At 43.8% G+C, this 19,482-nt stretch carries 10 protein-coding genes; 6 read left to right on the top strand and 4 right to left on the bottom strand.

All coding sequences use genetic code 11. The annotated features are described in order from the left end of the window. The 3 genes from ACRBG0_RS24250 to ACRBG0_RS24240 form a co-directional block, all read right to left on the bottom strand. The coding region (locus tag ACRBG0_RS24250) for a CRTAC1 family protein (protein ID WP_431489427.1) at window positions 1-1,831 on the bottom strand (1,831 nt) is incomplete at its 3' end. Beyond that, window positions 1,825-2,697 (bottom strand): FG-GAP repeat domain-containing protein, encoded by an 873-nt coding sequence (locus ACRBG0_RS24245; protein ID WP_431489426.1) that lies wholly within the window; start codon window positions 2,695-2,697, stop codon window positions 1,825-1,827. The genes ACRBG0_RS24250 and ACRBG0_RS24245, both read right to left, overlap by 7 nt. Before the next feature lie 28 nt (window positions 2,698-2,725). Then, window positions 2,726-3,406 (bottom strand): hypothetical protein, encoded by a 681-nt coding sequence (locus ACRBG0_RS24240; RefSeq protein WP_431489425.1) that lies wholly within the window; start codon window positions 3,404-3,406, stop codon window positions 2,726-2,728. A gap of 311 nt (window positions 3,407-3,717) precedes the next feature. Here ACRBG0_RS24240 and ruvA point away from each other — a divergent pair, with 311 nt between their 5' ends. The 5 genes from ruvA (at window position 3,718) to ACRBG0_RS24215 (ending at window position 15,730) form a co-directional block, all read left to right on the top strand. Beyond that, window positions 3,718-4,308 carry a Holliday junction branch migration protein RuvA gene (gene ruvA / locus ACRBG0_RS24235; protein WP_431489424.1) on the top strand — a complete coding sequence of 197 codons (591 nt, stop codon included), beginning with the start codon at window positions 3,718-3,720 and terminating at the stop codon, window positions 4,306-4,308. 124 nt (window positions 4,309-4,432) lie between these two features. Then, the gene (gene sprA / locus ACRBG0_RS24230; protein WP_431489423.1) at window positions 4,433-11,869 is read left to right on the top strand and encodes a cell surface protein SprA; all 7,437 of its coding nucleotides are present in this window, start codon (window positions 4,433-4,435) and stop codon (window positions 11,867-11,869) included. A gap of 214 nt (window positions 11,870-12,083) precedes the next feature. Beyond that, the gene (locus ACRBG0_RS24225) at window positions 12,084-13,646 is read left to right on the top strand and encodes a sensor histidine kinase (protein WP_431489422.1); all 1,563 of its coding nucleotides are present in this window, start codon (window positions 12,084-12,086) and stop codon (window positions 13,644-13,646) included. 47 nt (window positions 13,647-13,693) lie between these two features. Then, window positions 13,694-14,416 carry a response regulator transcription factor gene (locus tag ACRBG0_RS24220; RefSeq protein ID WP_431489421.1) on the top strand — a complete coding sequence of 241 codons (723 nt, stop codon included), beginning with the start codon at window positions 13,694-13,696 and terminating at the stop codon, window positions 14,414-14,416. Window positions 14,417-14,692: 276 nt separating this feature from the next. After that, the gene (locus tag ACRBG0_RS24215; RefSeq protein WP_431489420.1) at window positions 14,693-15,730 is read left to right on the top strand and encodes a quinone-dependent dihydroorotate dehydrogenase; all 1,038 of its coding nucleotides are present in this window, start codon (window positions 14,693-14,695) and stop codon (window positions 15,728-15,730) included. Window positions 15,731-15,733: 3 nt separating this feature from the next. Here the strand turns inward: ACRBG0_RS24215 and ACRBG0_RS24210 are convergent, their stop codons facing one another. After that, window positions 15,734-16,756 carry an aspartate-semialdehyde dehydrogenase gene (locus ACRBG0_RS24210; protein WP_431489419.1) on the bottom strand — a complete coding sequence of 341 codons (1,023 nt, stop codon included), beginning with the start codon at window positions 16,754-16,756 and terminating at the stop codon, window positions 15,734-15,736. Window positions 16,757-16,860: 104 nt separating this feature from the next. Here ACRBG0_RS24210 and ACRBG0_RS24205 point away from each other — a divergent pair, with 104 nt between their 5' ends. Beyond that, window positions 16,861-19,470 carry a lamin tail domain-containing protein gene (locus ACRBG0_RS24205; protein WP_431489418.1) on the top strand — a complete coding sequence of 870 codons (2,610 nt, stop codon included), beginning with the start codon at window positions 16,861-16,863 and terminating at the stop codon, window positions 19,468-19,470. Window positions 19,471-19,482: the final 12 nt, after the last annotated feature.

The following is a 19,482-nucleotide window of genomic DNA, read 5'->3' as shown; positions in this document are numbered from 1 at the left end:
TATCAATAGGAGCAAAACAACTGTCGGTGTTACAAACGCCAAAACAGGCAGAGAGCATAGTGTCCTGCGTGAGAGGAGGTAAGAAGCGATAGTAATTGTTGGCCTCGTCGGTGCATCCTTGTCCGCTTAAATCTTCGGTGCAGGATTCGTCACTGCATTCCCCATTGACATAAGTATAGTAAGTGGAGTACCCTTCGTCGAGGGTTATACTGAGTTCGTAAATGCCGTCGCCTTCGGGGTCGTTCATGGGCAGGTCGGCACCTGTTGGACTGAGGCCACGGATGAAAATTTGATCGAGGTCCTCGTCTAGCGGAGCTGTATTGAGTGTGAAATGAAGATTGAAATTGGGTGGCACAATACAATTGTCTGTATCACATACGTCATAGCAGGCAGTAAGGTTGGTGTCCTGTGTTAATGGAGGGAGGTAGCGGTAGTGATTGTTGATTTCGTCAGTACAATCTTGTTCGCTTAAATCTTCCGCACAAGATTCGTCGTCACAGTCTCCATTAACGTAAGTAAAGTAGGTCGAAAAGCCTTCGGCCAGGTTTATACTGAGTTCGTAGATGCCGTCACCTTCGGGGTCACTCATTGCTAAGTCGTCCCCCGTTGGGCTGAGGCCACGGATGAAAATATCATCTAAGTCTTGACCTAAAGGAGCCGTGTTAACGGCGAAATGAACACTGAAACTATCAACTGTTGACTGGCAAGGAAGGCCGTAACACACGCCAAAACAAAGGTTGATTGTGGTGTCGTTTAAGACGGGTGCGAGTAGACGTTCAAAATCGACAGTGAGGTCGTCACAGTTTTCTTCGCTTAGGTCTTCCTGGCAGTTACCGTCATTACAGCGCCCATTGAGTAAGGTATATGAACCACTAAAACCAAGTTCTTGTAAAAAAGAAACACTGTATTGGTGGTCTTGATAGGGAGAATAGAGGAGTTTTTGACGGATTTCTCCATCTTCAGAGGTGACTCTAACGTAAACACCCTCTGGGTTTACCTCCTGGAAACTCATGTCTACGGAAAAATTAATTCTTACGGTAGGTGATGCTCCTTGAACCAGAAGGTGTTGCTCGTTAATTGCGAGGTCAAAAAAAGTTTCTGTTGGATTTCCCGGCCAATTAACTTGTACACTATCAATGCTTGAATAATCTGCCAGTCCAAGATGGGCGATAGAAGAGTGTTGAGAAGCATGACTGCCGCCACCGCTAATTTCACGGATGAGAACAAGGTCGTCAATAAATACGCTAATCTGTGCGCCAATAGCATCACGGTTACATTGTGTGCCTTCCAGTTTTATTTTTACCCAATTATTTGAATTGTCTAAATCATTACGATAGAGTTTTACCGCTGGAGCATCTACAACACCATACATACTACTCACCAACAAGTCTACATCTCCATCATTGTCATAGTCTCCATAAGCCAACCCGCGGCATCTTTCATTACTATTAAACCCTGCTGCATCTGATATATCCGTAAAGGTTTGATCCCCATTGTTATAGTAGAGTTTGTTGGGGTCCAAGCTGCCAGTCGCAATAAAATCAGCAGCAGGAATGTATCCTTTTGACACGAAAAGATCTTCGTACAGGTTATTGTCAAAATCAATAAAAGCAGTACCCCAACTGGTTGATAATAACCCATCAGGGGTATTCGTATTTGTTACACCTGCGGCGGCAACATCCTGATATTGGCCCGCTCCATCATTATTCAAAAGCGCATTACTACCAAGGTTAGTAATGTAATAATCAATGTCCTGATCGAGGTCATAATCCCCCCAGGCAACTCCCATACCATAAAGGCCAATATTTGAACCATTGGATTGTCCTACCATAGTGTCGAATACTCCCGTAGTAAGTTCATTGGTATACAGAAAAAATTAGGTTCTACAAATTGACCAAAATCATTAACGAGGTAAAGGTCTTGGTCCGAATCAGTATCAAAATCGGTATTAGTTCCAGCTAATGAACAACCGTTGTCATTTACACCAAGCTCGAAGGCTGCTTCTGTAAAAGTGAAATTCCCATTGTTGTGGTAAAAATAATTTTCGTAGCAATCATGATCGAAGCCGATAGTCCCTGATTGATTGGTTATGGGGTTGGTTCGGTCGATATAGTTCAATACGTACAAATCGAGATAACCATCTAAGTCATGATCAAAAAAAACGGCACCTACGGAGCGAGAAGCATCTCCTAAGTTGGCAAGTGGTGCCATTTCTTGAAAGGTACCATCACCCATGTTTCTAAAAAAAAGACTTCTTCTATTCGGGGAGTATTGACCGGAAAAGCCGAAAGTGGTAACAAAGATTTCCCTAAACCCATCATTGTCAATGTCTCCGGTAGTTACTCCGGTGGTGTAATAGGTTTCGGTGATTCCGAGACCACTTTCAATAGTTACATCCGTAAAAGTACCGTCGTTTTCATTTCTGTAAAGTTTATCCATAAGCCTGCCCCCGGTGAAGTATACATCTTCGTCACCATCCATATCGTAGTCAAAAAAAGCAGCTCCACCACCAATACTAATATAGGGAGAAAAGGTGTGCTCAATGCCTGCATTTTGGGCAACATCAGTGAAAGTTTGAGCAGTGAGCGGTGAATTACCTATCAAAGAGCAAGATAAGAAGAGAATCAAAAGGAGCGAGTTGGAAACTTGCTTCTGATACGGCAAGAGGCCGTTTAAAGGGTGGTGTGGTTTTTTCATAGTAAGATAGTTGGCTGATTATTTAAAGCTACTCTTTTAATTCAAATTCCTTTTCATTGGAATAGAATTCAATAGAGGCCTCATAGCTAAGGCCAGGGATTTCGCCTTTTAGTTGTTTGCTTTTTACCAAATAGATCCGGTAAGAACCTGGGGTGAATAGAGCTACTGCATCCGCAGGGATAAATAAATCACTACGTTCGAAGGGGCCCGGACGTACGATAGTGCGGACTTCTTCATTAGGGTCCGTAAATAATAACAAAAGGCTTTCGTCAGCCGCTAATTTGTCATTAATCGTTAGCCTGAGTCCCTCTGAAACACTTGCGGAATTGATAGTGAATTGGTTAATTCCCGTCATGGGAAGCTTTACTTCACTAGGGGTGTCATGGCCAGGCATTGTGAAAGTAAAGCGGCTAGAAGCCTGGAACGGGACGCGCATTTTTCCTTCGTAACGCAGGAGGTTCTCCGGCAGCTGTTTCTGTTGAGTACCACTACCCATAAAGGATACTCCGCCAGGAAAAGAAAGTGTCGTAGAGTCTTCTTTGAAAAAAGAAGCCTGTCCACGTAATTCTTGATTTTCAGCGACGTATCGCACGTAAAAATTTGCTTCTAATTGAGGCTGGTTCTCCACCGCTTGTTCTGCACCGCAGCCAGAGAGAGAGGAGCCAAGAACAACAAAAAAAAGTAATCGTAAGCTAATCTTGAGATACATACCTTCTATTTTGTGCCCAAAATAAGCTAATACCTGCGATTCTTCTTACCTTTGCCCTCCAGTTTTTGGTGTAGTCTCGCCCTGATGGGCGAATTGTGTTGATCGCGCTCATGAGACAAACTACTTCTTAGTGGATCAACCCGTAAGTTTCTTTTTACTAAGTCGCCGCTTATTTGTGTTTGGGCGAGGAGCTGAAACCGGAGTGTAGCCATAGCTATATGAGAATTTCAGGAGTGAAGCACAGGTGCAAATAAGCAAGGCTTGGATGTAATAAAACTTGCGGGTTGATCCAATAGATTAAGCCCCTTTCCATGATTACATACGTAAAAGGTACCATCGCCTTCAAGAATCCCACCTTTATTGTGGTGGAAGCAGGAGGTATTGGTTATCACATCAATATTAGTCTTCATACTTACGCTCAAATTGAAAAAGCGGAACAAGTCCGCATTTTGACACACTTGCAGGTGAAGGAAGATAGCCATACCCTTTATGGCTTTGCAGAGGATTCAGAGCGTAATTTTTTTCGCATGCTAATATCGGTCAGTGGGGTAGGCCCCGCAACGGCCCAAATAGCGCTGTCTAGCCTTACACCTGACGAGTTGCGGGCTGCAATTATAGGGGAAGATGTCAATACTTTTAAAGGGGTGAAAGGCATTGGTCCAAAGACGGCAAAACGCATTATTCTAGACCTTAAGGATAAAGTTTTAAAAGATAGTGGCGAATCTGTAATTCTTAGCACCCCTAAAGACAATACCCTTCGGCAAGAGGCGTTATCTGCTTTGGTGGCATTAGGTTTTTCCCGCCCGCAGGTGCAACGTATCCTGAACCGCATCCTTCGGGAGTCGCCAGTGGACAGTGCGGAGCAACTCATCAAGCAGGCATTACGGGATTTGTCATCTTAGCTAGCGTATGCTATTTTACCCTAAACCTTCTGCGGTGTTAAATTTTGAGTCTTCTACCCCAAGGAACGGTAGAGCTCGTTTAAGGAATGAACAATCGGGATAGAGAATCGAACAGTGAGAAACAATGATTAGACAAATTCTACTCTCAAGTATTTTTATTACCCTTGCTATTTTTGGAAGCCTTCGTGCTTGGGGTAGTAATCCAGGATTAGACGATCCATACCAGATCAATTACGTCAAAGCTAGCGTTCAGGATACCCTGCCGCCATTGCAGGACCGTTACGAAGATTTTATAACGAATCCTACCAATAACCCCTTCGACCTGAATGATCCCGCAGCGGTGGAGCAAACAATTGAATACGATCCAATTACCGGGCAGTATATCGTTACCGAACGAATAGGGGAAACCCTCTTTCGGCCTCCTACTTATATCTCCTTCGACGAGTATATGGAAATTACCCGCCAGCGTGATCAGAAACGCTATTTTGACCAATTGGGCGGCTTTAATAGAGGGAGTAGTCTCAGTATTGATGACCCTCTCGCTGGGGTAGATGTACAGTCCAGCTTAATTGATCGACTCTTTGGAGGAAACGAAATCAACATCCAACCTCAGGGAAGCATCGACCTTACCTTTGGTTTTGATTACCAATACGTAGAGAACCCTATCCTCACCCAGCGACAAAAACGCAATGGCGGGTTTGATTTTGATATGGCCATCCAGATGAATGTCACAGGACAGATTGGAGAGAAATTGAAATTGTCAACAAATTACAATACTCAAGCGACCTTCAACTTTGACAACCAAATCAAAATCGATTACAATAGTGATCTCTATGGGGAAGATGATATCCTGAAAAAAATCGAAGCGGGTAATGTCAGTTTACCATTGCGCGGGCAATTAATTCAGGGAGCACAAAGCCTTTTTGGTCTTAAGACCGAACTACAGTTTGGCCACTTGCGCTTGACAGCCATCGCCTCGCAGCAGCAATCCGAGAATGAAAATATTACCATTCAGGGAGGGAGCCAAGTAACAGAGTATGAGGTGAAGTCGGATGAATACGATGAAAATCGCCACTTTTTTATTTCGCACTATAACCGTGCGGCTTTTGAGCCAGCACTCACGAATCTGCCGCAGATCAATACACTTTTCCATTTAGAAAACCTGGAAGTATGGGTGACTAACGACAGAAATGATGTAGAAGATACAAGAGATATTGTAGCTTTCGCCGATTTGGGCGAGCCAGAACGCTTGACTAACCCTGCTGAAATAGAAGCACAAGCTGATCCACGCTATCGGGAAATTTGTGATGGCCGGCCACTACCAGATAACAGCGCTAATGACCTTTACGATAGGATTACGGCCAACGAAGAATTACAAAATATCGACCGTGCGGTAGCCATTCTTCAGTCTTCTCAGTTCAATCTTCGACAGTCCATTGATTTTGAAAAAGTACGGGCACGTAAATTGAGCCCCCGTGATTATACCGTTCACCCTGAACTTGGGTTTATCTCTTTGAATATTCAGTTGCAACCAGACCAAGTGCTGGCGGTTTCCTATACCTATAAATACAACGGAGAACCTTTTGCAGTAGGTACCAGTTCGATCAACCGAGCTGATGTTACCACTGATACGACACAAACTTCTACCGTACTTTTTACGAAGATGCTAAAAAGTACGACCCAGCAGGTGGATGTGCCAGCTTGGGACTTAATGATGAAAAACGTTTATTCCATCGGGGCCTATCAGGTGAACCAGGAGGACTTTCGTTTAGACATTTTTTATGATGATCCGGGGCGTGGTGTTAAACGGTTCTTGCCAAAGTCTAACTTGGCAGGTGTTCCTTTGGTTCGCGTATTCAACCTGGATCGCCTTAATGTACAAGGAGATCCTCAGCCTGATGGAATTTTCGACTTTGTTCCAGGAGTAACCATCAACCCGTCGAATGGACGAATAATCTTCCCGGTACTTGAACCTTTTGGTAGCTATCTGGCAGGAGAAATAGAAGGAGCCATTCGGGATTCTTTCGTTTATCAGGAGCTCTATGACGAAATTGTCTTTGATGCGCGTGAGTTTCCTGAAAAGAACCGCTATGTCATCAAAGGAACCTACAAATCATCAGTTGCTTCAGAGCTTTCCCTAGGAGCGTTTAATATTCCTCCTGGCTCAGAGCGTGTTACTGCTGGTGGACAGTTATTGGTCGCTGGACAGGATTATGATATTGATTATTCAACAGGGCGAATTCGTATTCTCAACGATGCTATTCTTAGTTCAGGAGTACCCATCAACGTTTCCTTTGAGGATAATACCGTCTTCGGTTTGCAGAATAAAACGATGATAGGCCTGAGGGCAGACTACGAAGTCAATGAAAATGTAAATATCGGAGCGACCTTCCTGAACTTGTTTGAACGCCCCTTTACTCCTAAGGTGAACTTTGGCGATGATCCGATAAATAACCGTATTTATGGCCTTGATTTCAACATGAGTAAGGATGCACCATTCTTAACTCGCCTAGTTGATAAATTGCCATTTTATAGTACAACCGAGCCTTCCAGTATTTCAATTATGGCGGAAGCTGCTGCGCTTGATCCCGGTCACTCGCGGGCGATCAACCAAAGTAGAGATGATAAGTCGGGTATCGTTTATGTAGATGATTTTGAAGGGTCTGCAAGTACCATCGACTTGCGCCAGCCAACCAACCAGTGGTATTTGGCGAGTGTACCCCAAGGGCAGCCCACCAAGTTTCCGGAAGCCAACCGTGGAGGCTTGGTCTCGGGAGCAAACCGCGCCCGACTAAACTGGTATCGTATTGATCCGCTGGCAAGAACAAGCCAGGACAACAGTGATCCCTATACGAGCCTAGTGCCTCAGAATGAGATTTTCCCCAATTTGTTTATTCAGCCTAACCAACGCTCGGATGTGCAAGTTTTTGATTTGTCTTATTTCCCTAACCAACGAGGTGCTTATAACTTCGATATTCCTGGCGGCCGCGAAGGTTTGACGGCAGGAGTTCAAGCTTCAGCTACCGATTCGTTGTCACCAGTACAGCTCAACGACCCGGAAACCCGCTGGGGAGGGATCATGCGCGCGATTACGACCAATGACTTCCAAACCTCAAATATTGAGTTTGTAGAATTCTGGATGTTATCTCCGTTCTTGGACCCTAGCAATCCAACACAGGCCGATCCTAATTATGAAAATAAGCAAGGTAATCTTTACTTCAATTTAGGGAATGTTTCAGAAGATATTCTACAGGATTCTCGCCGCTTTTTTGAAAACGGTTTACCTGGCCCAGCTAACCAGGAGCGCCCGGTAGACAATACCGTCTGGGGTAAGGTGCCTGTAGGACAGCAGATTACCCGTGCTTTTGACAATGATCCGGAAACCAGAGCACTACAGGATGTAGGACTTGATGGTTTAACGGATGCAGAGGAGGAAGATTTTTATAGTGGCTATTTGAATGCCATTGGTACACTCAACCCACAAGCAGCAAATTTATTGAGGAGAGACGTAGCCAATGATAACTTCCGTTTTTACAATGATGGATTCGGTAGCAATGACCGATTGCGAGAGCGCTATCGCCAGTTCAATAACCCAGAAGGTAACTCTGGTGCTAATCAAGGAACACAACTTCGTCAGTCAGGTACGAATATTCCAGATGCGGAAGATTTAGATGCAGATAATACCCTGAACGAGACGGAATCTTACTACGAATATACCATCCCTATCTACGCGGATCCGACGAATCCCCGGGAAATCGACCGCGAGAGGGCTTTGTATATTACCGACCGCATCGAAGATCAGACCAGTGATCGTATTTGGTACCGTTTTAGGGTCCCCCTTCGGCAGGAAGAGAAGCCGGGCGTATTTGATGCTATTAATGGTATTCAAAACTTCCGTTCTATTCGTTTTATGCGGATGTACATGAAAGGATTTAGTGCTCCTACCATTCTGCGTTTTGCAACCTTGGAACTAGTCCGTAACCAGTGGCGTCGATACACCAGAGATGATATTGGTTATGATGGTGTCCTTGAGCCTTGTGAAACAGATGGGGTGAATTTCCAGATCGATGCTGTAAATATTGAAGAGAATGGCAATAAACAGCCTTTCAATTATACGCTGCCATTAGGTATCCAGCGTGAGCAGTCACTTGGCGTGTTTAATGCACTGCAAAATGAACAGTCACTGGCTTTACGAATAGATAAACTATGTGATGGTGCTGTTCAGTCGGTCTTTAAATATACCGAAGTAGATATGCGTCTCTACGAACGATTACAGATGTTTGTACACGCAGAAGAAAGAAACGGGGTTACCGTGCCAGATGATGCACTTAGTATGTTTATCCGCCTAGGTAGTGACTTTAGTAGTAACTATTATGAGTACGAGATACCGCTAAAAATGTCTCGCCCTGGAGCCGTAAGTTCCGATGCAAATCCTAATTCACCAGCCTATAAGGCAGAGGTGTGGCGTGGACAAAACCAATTTGACTTCCCACTAGAAGTACTTAAGAACCTAAAAGTGGAACGGAATGATGTCGAATTTAATGAAGCAGAAGAGTACACGCAGGTGTATGTTTCCGAAGGGGAAGATGGCCTTCAGGGAATTCACAATATCAAAGTTAGAGGTAATCCGAACTTAGGGTTTGTTAAGGTAATGATGATTGGTATTCGTAACCCATTAGTAGATGGAGATGCTTATGCAGGTGCTGAATATCCTGTCGAAGTTTGGGCCAACGAGCTTCGTCTCACCGGCTTGAATGAAAAAGGCGGCCTGGCTGCCATTGGACGGATGGACATGCAACTGGCCGATTTGGGGTCAGTTACCGTTGCTGGTAACTACAATAGTATCGGTTTCGGAGCACTTGACAACGGTGTGATGGAGCGTAGCCGCGAACAAATTACTGGCTATGATATTGCTGCCGATGTAAACATCGATAAGTTTTTCCCTGATGAGTGGGGCCTACGGATTCCTTTCTATGCGCAGCGTTCTAATACAACAAGTACGCCGGAATTCGACCCTTATGATTTGGATATTCGCCTGAAGGATAAACTCGATGCCACGGAAAGTGCTACTGCGCGTGACTCTATTCGCGAGCAGGCGCAAGATATTACCAACCGAGTTGTTTACAACTTTAGTAATGTTGGTATTGAACGCAGCGGCGACAATGGAGGAGCAAAGCCTAAGCCTTGGGATATTGAAAACTTCAGCGCTAGCTATAACTATACCCGTACGGAACAAAGTGATCCTCTTATTCTGAATGATACCCGTGAGGAATATGCTGGAGGTATTGATTATGCTTATAGCCGACCTACTAATTATCTACAGCCGTTTAAAGGAATTAAGAGTAAACCGCTCAGAATAATAAAGGAGTTCAATTTGAATCCTTTGCCAAATTCTTTCTCTTTCAGTACAGTGTTGGATCGGAGCTTTTCACGGACACAGTACCGGTTCTCTGGTGTAGAAGAACGGTTCAATACTTTCTTTAACAAGAGCTTCCTGTGGAATCGTAACTACGATTTGAATTGGGATTTAACGCGGTCCTTGAAATTCAATTTCAATGCCAATACCAATGCCGCTATTGATGAACCAGATGAGATTGCAGCATTAGAGGACCCAACGATTACGGATATAGACCAATTCAGAAAAGACAGTATTTGGACCAATATCCGAAACCTTGGCCGCCCTAAGTTATATGAACACAATGTGAGTTTATCTTACACGTTACCTATTCGCTATCTTCCATATATGGACTGGGTACAGGTACGTGCTCAATATCAGGGGGGCTATGCCTGGAATGCAGCATCACTGAACGTGGATAGCTTGGGTAATGTAATTCAGAATTCACAAAACCGACAGTTAAATGCGGACCTGAATTTTGATAAACTATATGATCAGGTACCATTCCTGAAGAAAATCAATCGCCCGGCACGTCCTTCTCGTAATTCAGGAAGAACGCCTTCTGGGCGAAATAACACAGGAAAAGACGAGGAAGTAGCAGATGGAAATGGCGGCAGAAAGAAAAGGGACGGAGAAATAAGCCCAATTACCCGGGCCTTGGTACGTCCTTTACTCCTAATCCGTAAGGGCCGACTTACCTATTCTGAAAACATGCGTACGGTAGTGCCAGGATTCACACCTCAGACCGAACTCTTAGGGTTGTCGTCTGGATTTGATGCACCAGGATGGGGTTTTGTAGCTGGGTTACAACCTAAAATTCGGACCTTGACAAATGCGGAACGAGAAGCCGCTAATGCGGGTAATCCTGTTTCAGATGACTGGCTATACCAAAATCGGGAGTGGATCACGCAAAACGTCTTTTTAAATCAGGATGTTATTCAGGAATACACCCAGAACTACGAAGGGCGGATTACGATTGAGCCTTTCCAGGATTTTCGACTGGAAATCGAAGGGAGTCGCAGCTTTACAGAGAATTATACAGAGAGCTTCAAGATTTTTGATAAGGAAAATCCTGATGTTGATTTTGAACACCGGATTCCGAATTTTGGTGGCCGCTTGACCGTGTCTTACAACGCTTTGTCGACGATGTTCCAAAGTGACACGGCTTCGGTAAAAAGACTGTTCAAAACATTTCAAGGCTATCGACGAATCATCTCTCAGCGTTTAGGTAGTGGTATTCACGAAGATCCAGACCTGGCTGCCGAAGGCTATACTGCAGGCTTTGGACGTAACCAGCAGGATGTTTTGATCCCCGCTTTTATTGCTGCTTACTCAGGTGAAGATCCTAATACCATTGATCTTGATCCGTTTAATACAAGTTGGAAACCTAACTGGCGATTGACTTACAACGGTTTGGCGAAATTGAAAGCGTTCCGAGATATATTCTCAAGCTTCAATATCTCACACGGATACAAGTCGACCTTTACTATTAGTAATTACGAGACGAGCCTGTACTATCTTCGGTCGCTTCGGGAAAACCCTACGGCTGGAGGTTTAGATCAAGAAACCTATGACTTCTTTCCGAGAATTGAAATTCCGGATGTTGTCATTCAGGAAAACTTTGCACCGTTGTTTGCCATAGACATGACCTTTCAGAATGGTATGTCTATGAATTTCGACTACAAACAAGCCAGAACTTTGGCCCTCAATATTACGGGTAAGCAGTTGCTCCAAACCCGTTCTTCTGAGATTGCTACAGGTTTTGGTTACCGGATGAGTGGCGTGAACATCGGCTTCCTTACGGGTAATAAGAAGAAGAAAGGCCGTGGCAATACCGATGAGCCCGATCCCGATACAACAGCTCCGGGAGGGCGCCCTCGTCAAAATCGTGCTGGCGGCCGATTGAATACCAATGACCTGGATTTCCAGTTCAACTTTAGCTATCGTGATGATTTGACGGTGACGCAAAAACTGGATTCGGATATCTTCGAACGCACGAGAGGGTCCCTTTCAATAAATCTATCGCCTTCTGCCGAATATCAATTGAATAAGAACTTGTCTTTACGCTTATTCGTTGATTACCGTCGGACAATACCAAGAACATCTGCTGGCTTCCCGCGTACAGATGCCTCAGGTGGGGTCGTTGTAAGGTTCCAGTTGAATTAATAAATATCAGTAAGACTGTTTAATAGCCACAGAGACAGAGAGACGCGGAGGTTTTATCTTCGAATAACTCTGGCGCTGTGGCTATTTTTTTTTGGTATAAAGCCTTCTTTTTAGGAGCCTGATTATCAGCCACTCTTAAATATCCGTTAAAGTGCAACGAGCCAGGGGGTAATCTTTTAACTTTGTTGTCGTTCTCTGCGTTATCAAAGTCGATATGAATAAGCAAATAATCTGGTTAATTATAGGAGTGATGAGTTTGGCCGTGATTGGAGTGGTAGCACTTCAGACGGACTTGACCCTTACGTCGATTCGTGCCAACGAAGATGCGTTCGACAAAAATGTCCAAAACGCACTAAGTGTTGTCGCTACCCGGATCGAAGCAGCATCGCGTACAGATGATCTTTTAGTGATAGCGAATGGCTACTCTGCGGAATACCTTAATGTTGAAGGAGTGGTTGGGGCAGGAGAGAATGGCGGTATGTCTATTCCGGTAGGAAGTACTAAAGTCTCAGCCAGTGATGCCTATAGCGAAAAATTGCTGGCCCAACTACTAACCAACACGGGAACGGGGTTGTGCGATGAATGCCGTCGTCGGCACAAGCTGGGCGTTGGTTTCGAGGAAGGCGAGGTACAGAATATTACGTACGATTACCAGAGTGTTCACAACCCTATCGAGGAGCGGATTGATGCCCAGCGGCTTGGACAAATTTTGGAGCAAGAACTGGAAAATAATGCTATTAAGACCCCCTACGAATTTGGCGTTTTTAGTGTAGAGAGAGGAACTTTCGTTATCAGAAATGGGCAGTATCTGTCTGGAGATTTATTAGTATCCACCAATGTAAATACTTCTTTCCCTAGCTTGGCAGAGTCTTCCTACAGTGTGACACTTTTTGAAAATGAAGAAGGAGATGCTGCTGGTAATTTGAAAATTTATTTTCCAGAGAAGTCCAGTGTATTGTGGAGTACGTTATTGCCGAGCTTTATCGGTACTTTTCTTTTTGCGGCGTTGATTTTAGCATGTTTCGGTTATACGGTGTGGGTTATTTTTCATCAAAAACGGCTGTCGGAGATGAAAACAGATTTCATCAACAATATGACGCACGAATTTAAAACACCAATTGCAACTATCTCTTTAGCAGCGGATAGCATTTCCAACCCAAAGATCTCCGGTGAAATATCTAAAGTTCTACGCTTTGCTAACATAATAAAACAGGAAAATAAACGTATGAATAGTCAGGTAGAGAAAGTTCTGCAAATGGCCCAGATTGATCGGGGGGAATCACAGCTCCGATTGACCAATGTAAATTTGCATGACGTGATCTCCCGAGCAGTAGAAAATATAGGCTTACAAGTAGAGCCTCGGCAAGGTACCGCAATGGCAGTGCTCAATGCTGAAAACCCGATTGTTGATGGAGATTTGACGCATATTTCAAACGTAATTAATAATTTGTTAGACAATGCTAATAAATACTCTCCGGACGCACCTGATATTGTAATTACCACCACCGATCGTCAAGATGGTGTTGAAATAGGTGTTCTTGATCATGGCATGGGGATGAGCAAAGAAGCTCGTAAGCATATTTTCGATAAATTTTATCGGGTACACACCGGAGACCTCCACGATGTGAAGGGATTTGGTTTAGGGCTCAGTTATGTAAAAGCCATTATGGACGCTCATAAAGGCAGCGTAGAAGTGAAAAGTGATTTGGGAAAAGGTAGTGAGTTTATCCTCTTTTTCCCACGTCGCCAAGGAGTTGAACAAACGATGCTTAGTTAAGTCCGCCCACACTATTTTCTCAAATTTTGCAAACATCCATTACTCATATGGCACATAGAATTCTCTTGGTAGAAGATGACCAGAATTTTGGCGATGTACTTCGCTCTTATCTCGAAATGAACGATTATGATGTAACGCTCGCTACAGATGGCGAGAAGGGGTTAGAATGTTATGAACGAGGAGAGTACGACCTTTGTATTTTTGATGTAATGATGCCAAAAAAAGATGGCTTCACTCTAGCTTCTGAAATACGAGAGAAGGATACCACTATGCCTATCATTTTTCTGACAGCACGCGGAATCAAAGAAGATATTCTGAAAGGTTTCAAAATCGGAGCCGATGATTATATTACAAAACCTTTCAATTCAGAAGAGCTGTTGTTGCGTATTCAGGCTATCCTGAAAAGAAGCCAGCAACAACCTGATCCACGAGAAGACGTCAAAGAATTTATTATTGGTCGGTATCATTTCAATTTTCCATTACGTATCCTCACATTCGATGGAGGAGGTAGTGAAGAAATGAAAGAGAAATTGTCGCCAAAGGAGGCACAATTACTGAGAATGTTTGCCATGTATCTCAATGATATTTTACCTCGTAGTGAGGCTTTGAATAAAATTTGGGGAGAGGACACCTATTTTACCGCTCGAAGTATGGATGTATTTGTAACGAAACTCCGCAAATATCTCAAGTATGATGAGAACATTGAAATTGTAAATATTCACGGAAATGGATTCCAATTATTAGTAAGAGCAGAGGAAGAAGCTTCCTAAATCAGGATTTTATCTACTAATATTGCCATTTAATCACCCAAGAAGGGTGTATTACGATTTTTTTTGGTACATAATAGCTTGAGAAATTAAATTATTGCTAAATTTGAGCATATAAAGAAGTAAAGTCATTTATGGCTGTTTCCTTTTATATGTTAATGCATCGCATTATTCCGGCATTTATGCCGTTAAGAATAGTTTTTGGGATTATGATTATGGCTAGACAGAGGTAACACCTGTCTAGCTTTTTTTTATCCAGTAAACCAGGATTCATCGTTTATGCTGTATACTCAATTTCTCAAGCCGCTACTTTTTCGTTTAGCACCTGAACAGGCCCATCACTTAACGGTGAAATTACTGGAAACGAGTTTAATGATTCCTGGTGTATCCGCAATCATGCGGAATCAATACCACTTGGCGGATGATCGCTTGCGGCGGCAATGTTTTGGAATTGATTTTCCTAATCCCGTGGGTTTGGCTGCCGGATTTGATAAAGATGGCCGTTACTTTCATGCAATGAGTAACCTAGGGTTTGGCTTTATTGAAATAGGAACGGTCACTCCTCGCCCTCAAGGGGGCAATCCACAACCTCGTCTTTTCCGTCTGCCAAAAGATAAGGCTTTGATTAACCGGATGGGCTTTAATAACGAAGGGGTAGATGCCTTGGTGGAACGCTTGAAAAAGGGTCGCCCGGAAGGGGTCGTGATTGGTGGAAATATTGGAAAAAACAAGGATACCCCTAACGAGAAAGCCACAGATGATTACTTGATTTGTTTCGAAAAACTTTTTCCTTACGTTGATTACTTTGTGGTTAATGTTAGCAGCCCCAATACGCCCAATTTGCGTGATTTGCAGGAAAAAGAGCCTTTGACCAAATTGCTAAGTACGCTACAACAGCGGAACAAGGAGGAGGATTCTCCCAAGCCAATTTTATTGAAAATAGCCCCTGATTTGACGGATGGCCAATTGGATGATATACTGGAGATTGCTAAAGCAACAGAACTTGCTGGGATTATAGCAACAAATACCACAATTAGCCGCGAAGGTTTGGAAACCAATACAACAGAAGTAAGCGGCATAGGAAATGGTGGCTTGAGTGGTGCCCCCTTGCGTGAGCGTGCCACAGAGGTTATTCGCTACTTAGCAGAGCACTCAAAAGGTGAGTTGCCAATTGTTGGTGTTGGTGGAATTACCAACGGCCAAGATGCCGTAGACAAATTGGCCGCTGGTGCTTGCTTAATCCAGGTGTATTCCGGATTGATATACGCAGGCCCTACGTTGGTGAAAGATATTTGTAAGGCAGTTTTGGCAGAATAACTATTAGCTGGTTACTGTGGTACCTTTAGCAAAAGTACCTTTCTCTACCAGATACTCCGCAATCTGTACTGCATTGGTCGCGGCACCTTTACGGAGGTTGTCCGCTACAACCCAAAGGTTGAGGCCGTTTTCAATGGATTCGTCGCGCCGAATGCGGCCCACAAAGACTTCGTCTTTGTTTTTAGCAAAAAGTGGCATTGGATAGTTATTGTTGGCCAGGTCATCTTGGATGATGAGGCCGGGAGTAGCTGCCAAAATAGCTTTGACATCATCCAATTCGAAAGGCTTACGCAATTCTACGTTGATAGACTCTGAATGGCCTCCGTCTACGGGTACCCGCACAGCAGTAGCTGTAATGCCGATACTATCGTCACCAAGGATTTTACGGGTTTCGTGTACAAGTTTCATTTCCTCCTTGGTGTAATCATTCTCTAAAAAAACATCACAGTGAGGGAGGCAATTTTCGAAGATAGGGTGGTGGTATGCCATTTCTTCTTTTGACATCTCTTCCCCGTTTCGCTCGGTTTCATACTGGTTAACAGCCTTGACACCAGTGCCGGTAAAAGATTGATAGGTAGAAATCACTAATCGGCGAATGCCATAGCGTTGCTGAATTGCAGTAAGTGCAACTACCATCTGAATGGTAGAACAGTTAGGGTTAGCAATGATTTTATCCTGGGCGGTGAGGGTAGCAGCATTTACTTCAGGTACGATGAGCTTCTTCTCAGGGTCCATTCTCCAGGCGGATGAGTTGTCAATTACTGTAGTGCCTGCGGCCGCAAATTTTGGTGCCCATTCCAGAGAGGTACTCCCTCCCGCAGAAAACAATGCAATATCTGGTTGAGCAGCTACTGCTGTTTCCATTCCGATAACCGTATGCTCCTGTCCACGAAAAACAACCGTTTTGCCTACAGAACGTGCAGAGGCTACAGGTAGAAATTCACTAATAGGAAAATTTCGTTCTTCCAGTACACGACACATTACATTACCCACTAAACCGGTAACTCCAACAACGGCAACTTTCATGCTAAAATCATTTTATGTAGTGATAAAACAGTAGTAAAAATGCTTAATCTTAATTTAAGAGGGTAAAGATAAAGGCAATCATGCTTTTTCGCTACTTTTGGAAAATGAAAGCTGCTATTTTTTTCTGCATTTTACAAGTCCTGAGCTGGTCACTCTTTGCTCAGTTTACCGATGATTTTTCAACGGGAACCCTCGCCACTTACTGGCAGGGAGACACAGATGTCTTTACTATAACGGATGGTGAATTACAATTGAGTGATGCTGCTCCGGAGTCTAATAATACTTCGGAGCTCTTTACCTTGGCCCCGACAAGTACTGCCACTGTTACAACATGGTCTTTTAACCTGCGCTGTGAGTTTGCTCCATCTACGAGCAATTTTGCGACCGTCTTTTTGACGGCTGATCAGCCTCCTGTAAGTAGTAATGCCTGGCGTGGCTATTTTCTAAAAGTCGGAGGCATTTCGGGCTCAGACGATGCCTTGGAGCTTTATCGCAAAGATGAGAATGGAACAGAACTTTTGATCGCTGGAACGAGCGGAGCAGTTGGAGCTGACCCCGTGAACCTGAGCGTAATTGTAGAACGAACAGTAACTGGTGAATGGACGCTCGAAGCGGATTACTCAGGTGGCCAAGATTATGATCCTCAGGGTACAGTGACGGATAACACCTATTCAAGTGGTTTGTACTTTGGCTTTGGTTGTCAGTATACAAGTAGCCGTAACATGGCTTTCTTTTTTGATAATGTGGAAATTGACCCAATTGTTGTTGACATGGAAGCTCCTCTTGCCCAAAGTGTCAGCGTACAAGCAGCGAATGCCATCATTGTTCAGTACAATGAACCTTTGGCACAAACAAGTGGAGAAACACCGGCCAATTACAGTTTAAATAATGGCATAGGTACTGCCCAAAGTGTTAGCTTCCCGGATGGTGACCGTACGCGTCTTTTGTTGACGTTTGCCAATAATCTGACCAATCTCAATACTTACACCTTGAACTTAACGGATGTTGAGGATTTAGCTGGCAACGTCAACCCGAATCAAGACCTGAGTTTTGAGTTTCTATTGCCTGAAGTTCCGGTTTTAGGAGACTTAATCATTACTGAAATCTTTCCAGATCCAACTCCACCCATAGGGCTTCCTGATTTTGAATATATAGAGTTGTACAATGCAAGTGATAAGGTTTTATCATTAGCAAATTTAGGTTTGAGCACAGGTAGTACACCTCGTGAAATAGACCCTTATGTGATGCTTCCTCAGTCTTATGTCATTTTGTGTGATCAGGATGCAGCCTCAGCACTAGGAGCTTTTGGGGAGGTGGCGACCTTAGCGTCTTTTCCTGCACTCACAAATGGTGGTGACGACCTGATTTTGACAGATAGTGATGGAAACATTCTAGTGAGCCTTGTTTACGATGACTCTTGGTATCAAGATCCCTTACGGGCGGAAGGAGGTTATGCGATGGAATTGATTGATTCCACTTTGCCCAATGATTGCCCGGGTAATTGGAAAGCCAGTGTTGCTGCAGCAGGAGGTACTCCTGGCCAAGAAAATTCAGTTAATGGTAACGCATTGGAGAATGTTGCTCCAGTACTACTAACCGCTTTTGCACCAAATTCTACAGAAATAGTCGTTCGCTTTGATGATGTTTTGGATAGTGGTATCGATTTAACCGACTTTTTTTCCATCAATCCGAATATTGAAATAGGTACGGCATTACTGGAGCCTGATCGGCAATCTGTTCGCTTATTTTTAGGAAGTGCTTTAGCAGAAAATACGGTGTACGAAGTAAGTGCGCTTGCCGGACTCAAAGATTGTATTGGTAATGAAGCAACAACAACGTCTTCAGTACAAGTAGGCTTGACGGTGAGTCCAGAACCTGGCGATTTAGTTATTAATGAGATTTTATTTAATCCCAATACGGGAGGTGTTGACTTTTTGGAACTCTATAATCCAGGAAATAAGATTCTTAATCTTCAGGGTTTACGTTTAAGTAATGAAGCGATTACTACTGGAACGACGAGTACAATAGTAGAAACCAACACCGTTTTATTGCCTAGAGAATTCGTCGTGTTTACACCAAACCCTTCTAATATTCTATTGGAGTATACGGTACCTAACCCCGCAGCTTTGGTAGAGAATAACTTGCCAACTATGGCAGATGATGAAGGTAATATTAGTGTATACAACAGTTTTATCCTGTTGGATGCATTGGATTATACAGAAGACTGGCACTCTCGCCTCTTAAGTGATCGTGGTGGCGTGAGCTTGGAAAGGCTAAGAGCAGCGTCCGTTACTCAAAGTGAAGGGAATTGGGCTTCGGCGGCTTCTACCGTCGGTTATGCAACCCCCACAGGGAAGAATAGTCAAGATCGGACATCTGTAATCCCTCCAACGGAAGACTTTTTCGTGCTGCCGGAGAAAACGTTTTCACCCGATGGCGATGGTTTTCAGGATGTGCTAGAGATTCAATACAGCTCTGACCAAGCGGGGTACTTGGCACGCATTGCTATTTTTGACGCCCAAGGACGGTTGGTTCGCCAATTGGAAGATTTGGAGTTGTTGGCAGGTACGGGGAGTTTCCTATGGGATGGTACGACGGATGAAGAACAGAAGGCACGGATTGGAATTTATATTCTGGTAGCAGAAATTTTTACGACCGAAGGAGATACACTTACCGAGAAGCATACTTGCGTTTTGGCAGGTAGATTAGATTAAGAGAATAGAACC

It is taken from the genome of Lewinella sp., assembly GCF_050633125.1.
Taxonomy (GTDB): domain Bacteria; phylum Bacteroidota; class Bacteroidia; order Chitinophagales; family Saprospiraceae; genus Lewinella.
This window is presented reverse-complemented; position numbering and strand designations above follow the sequence as displayed.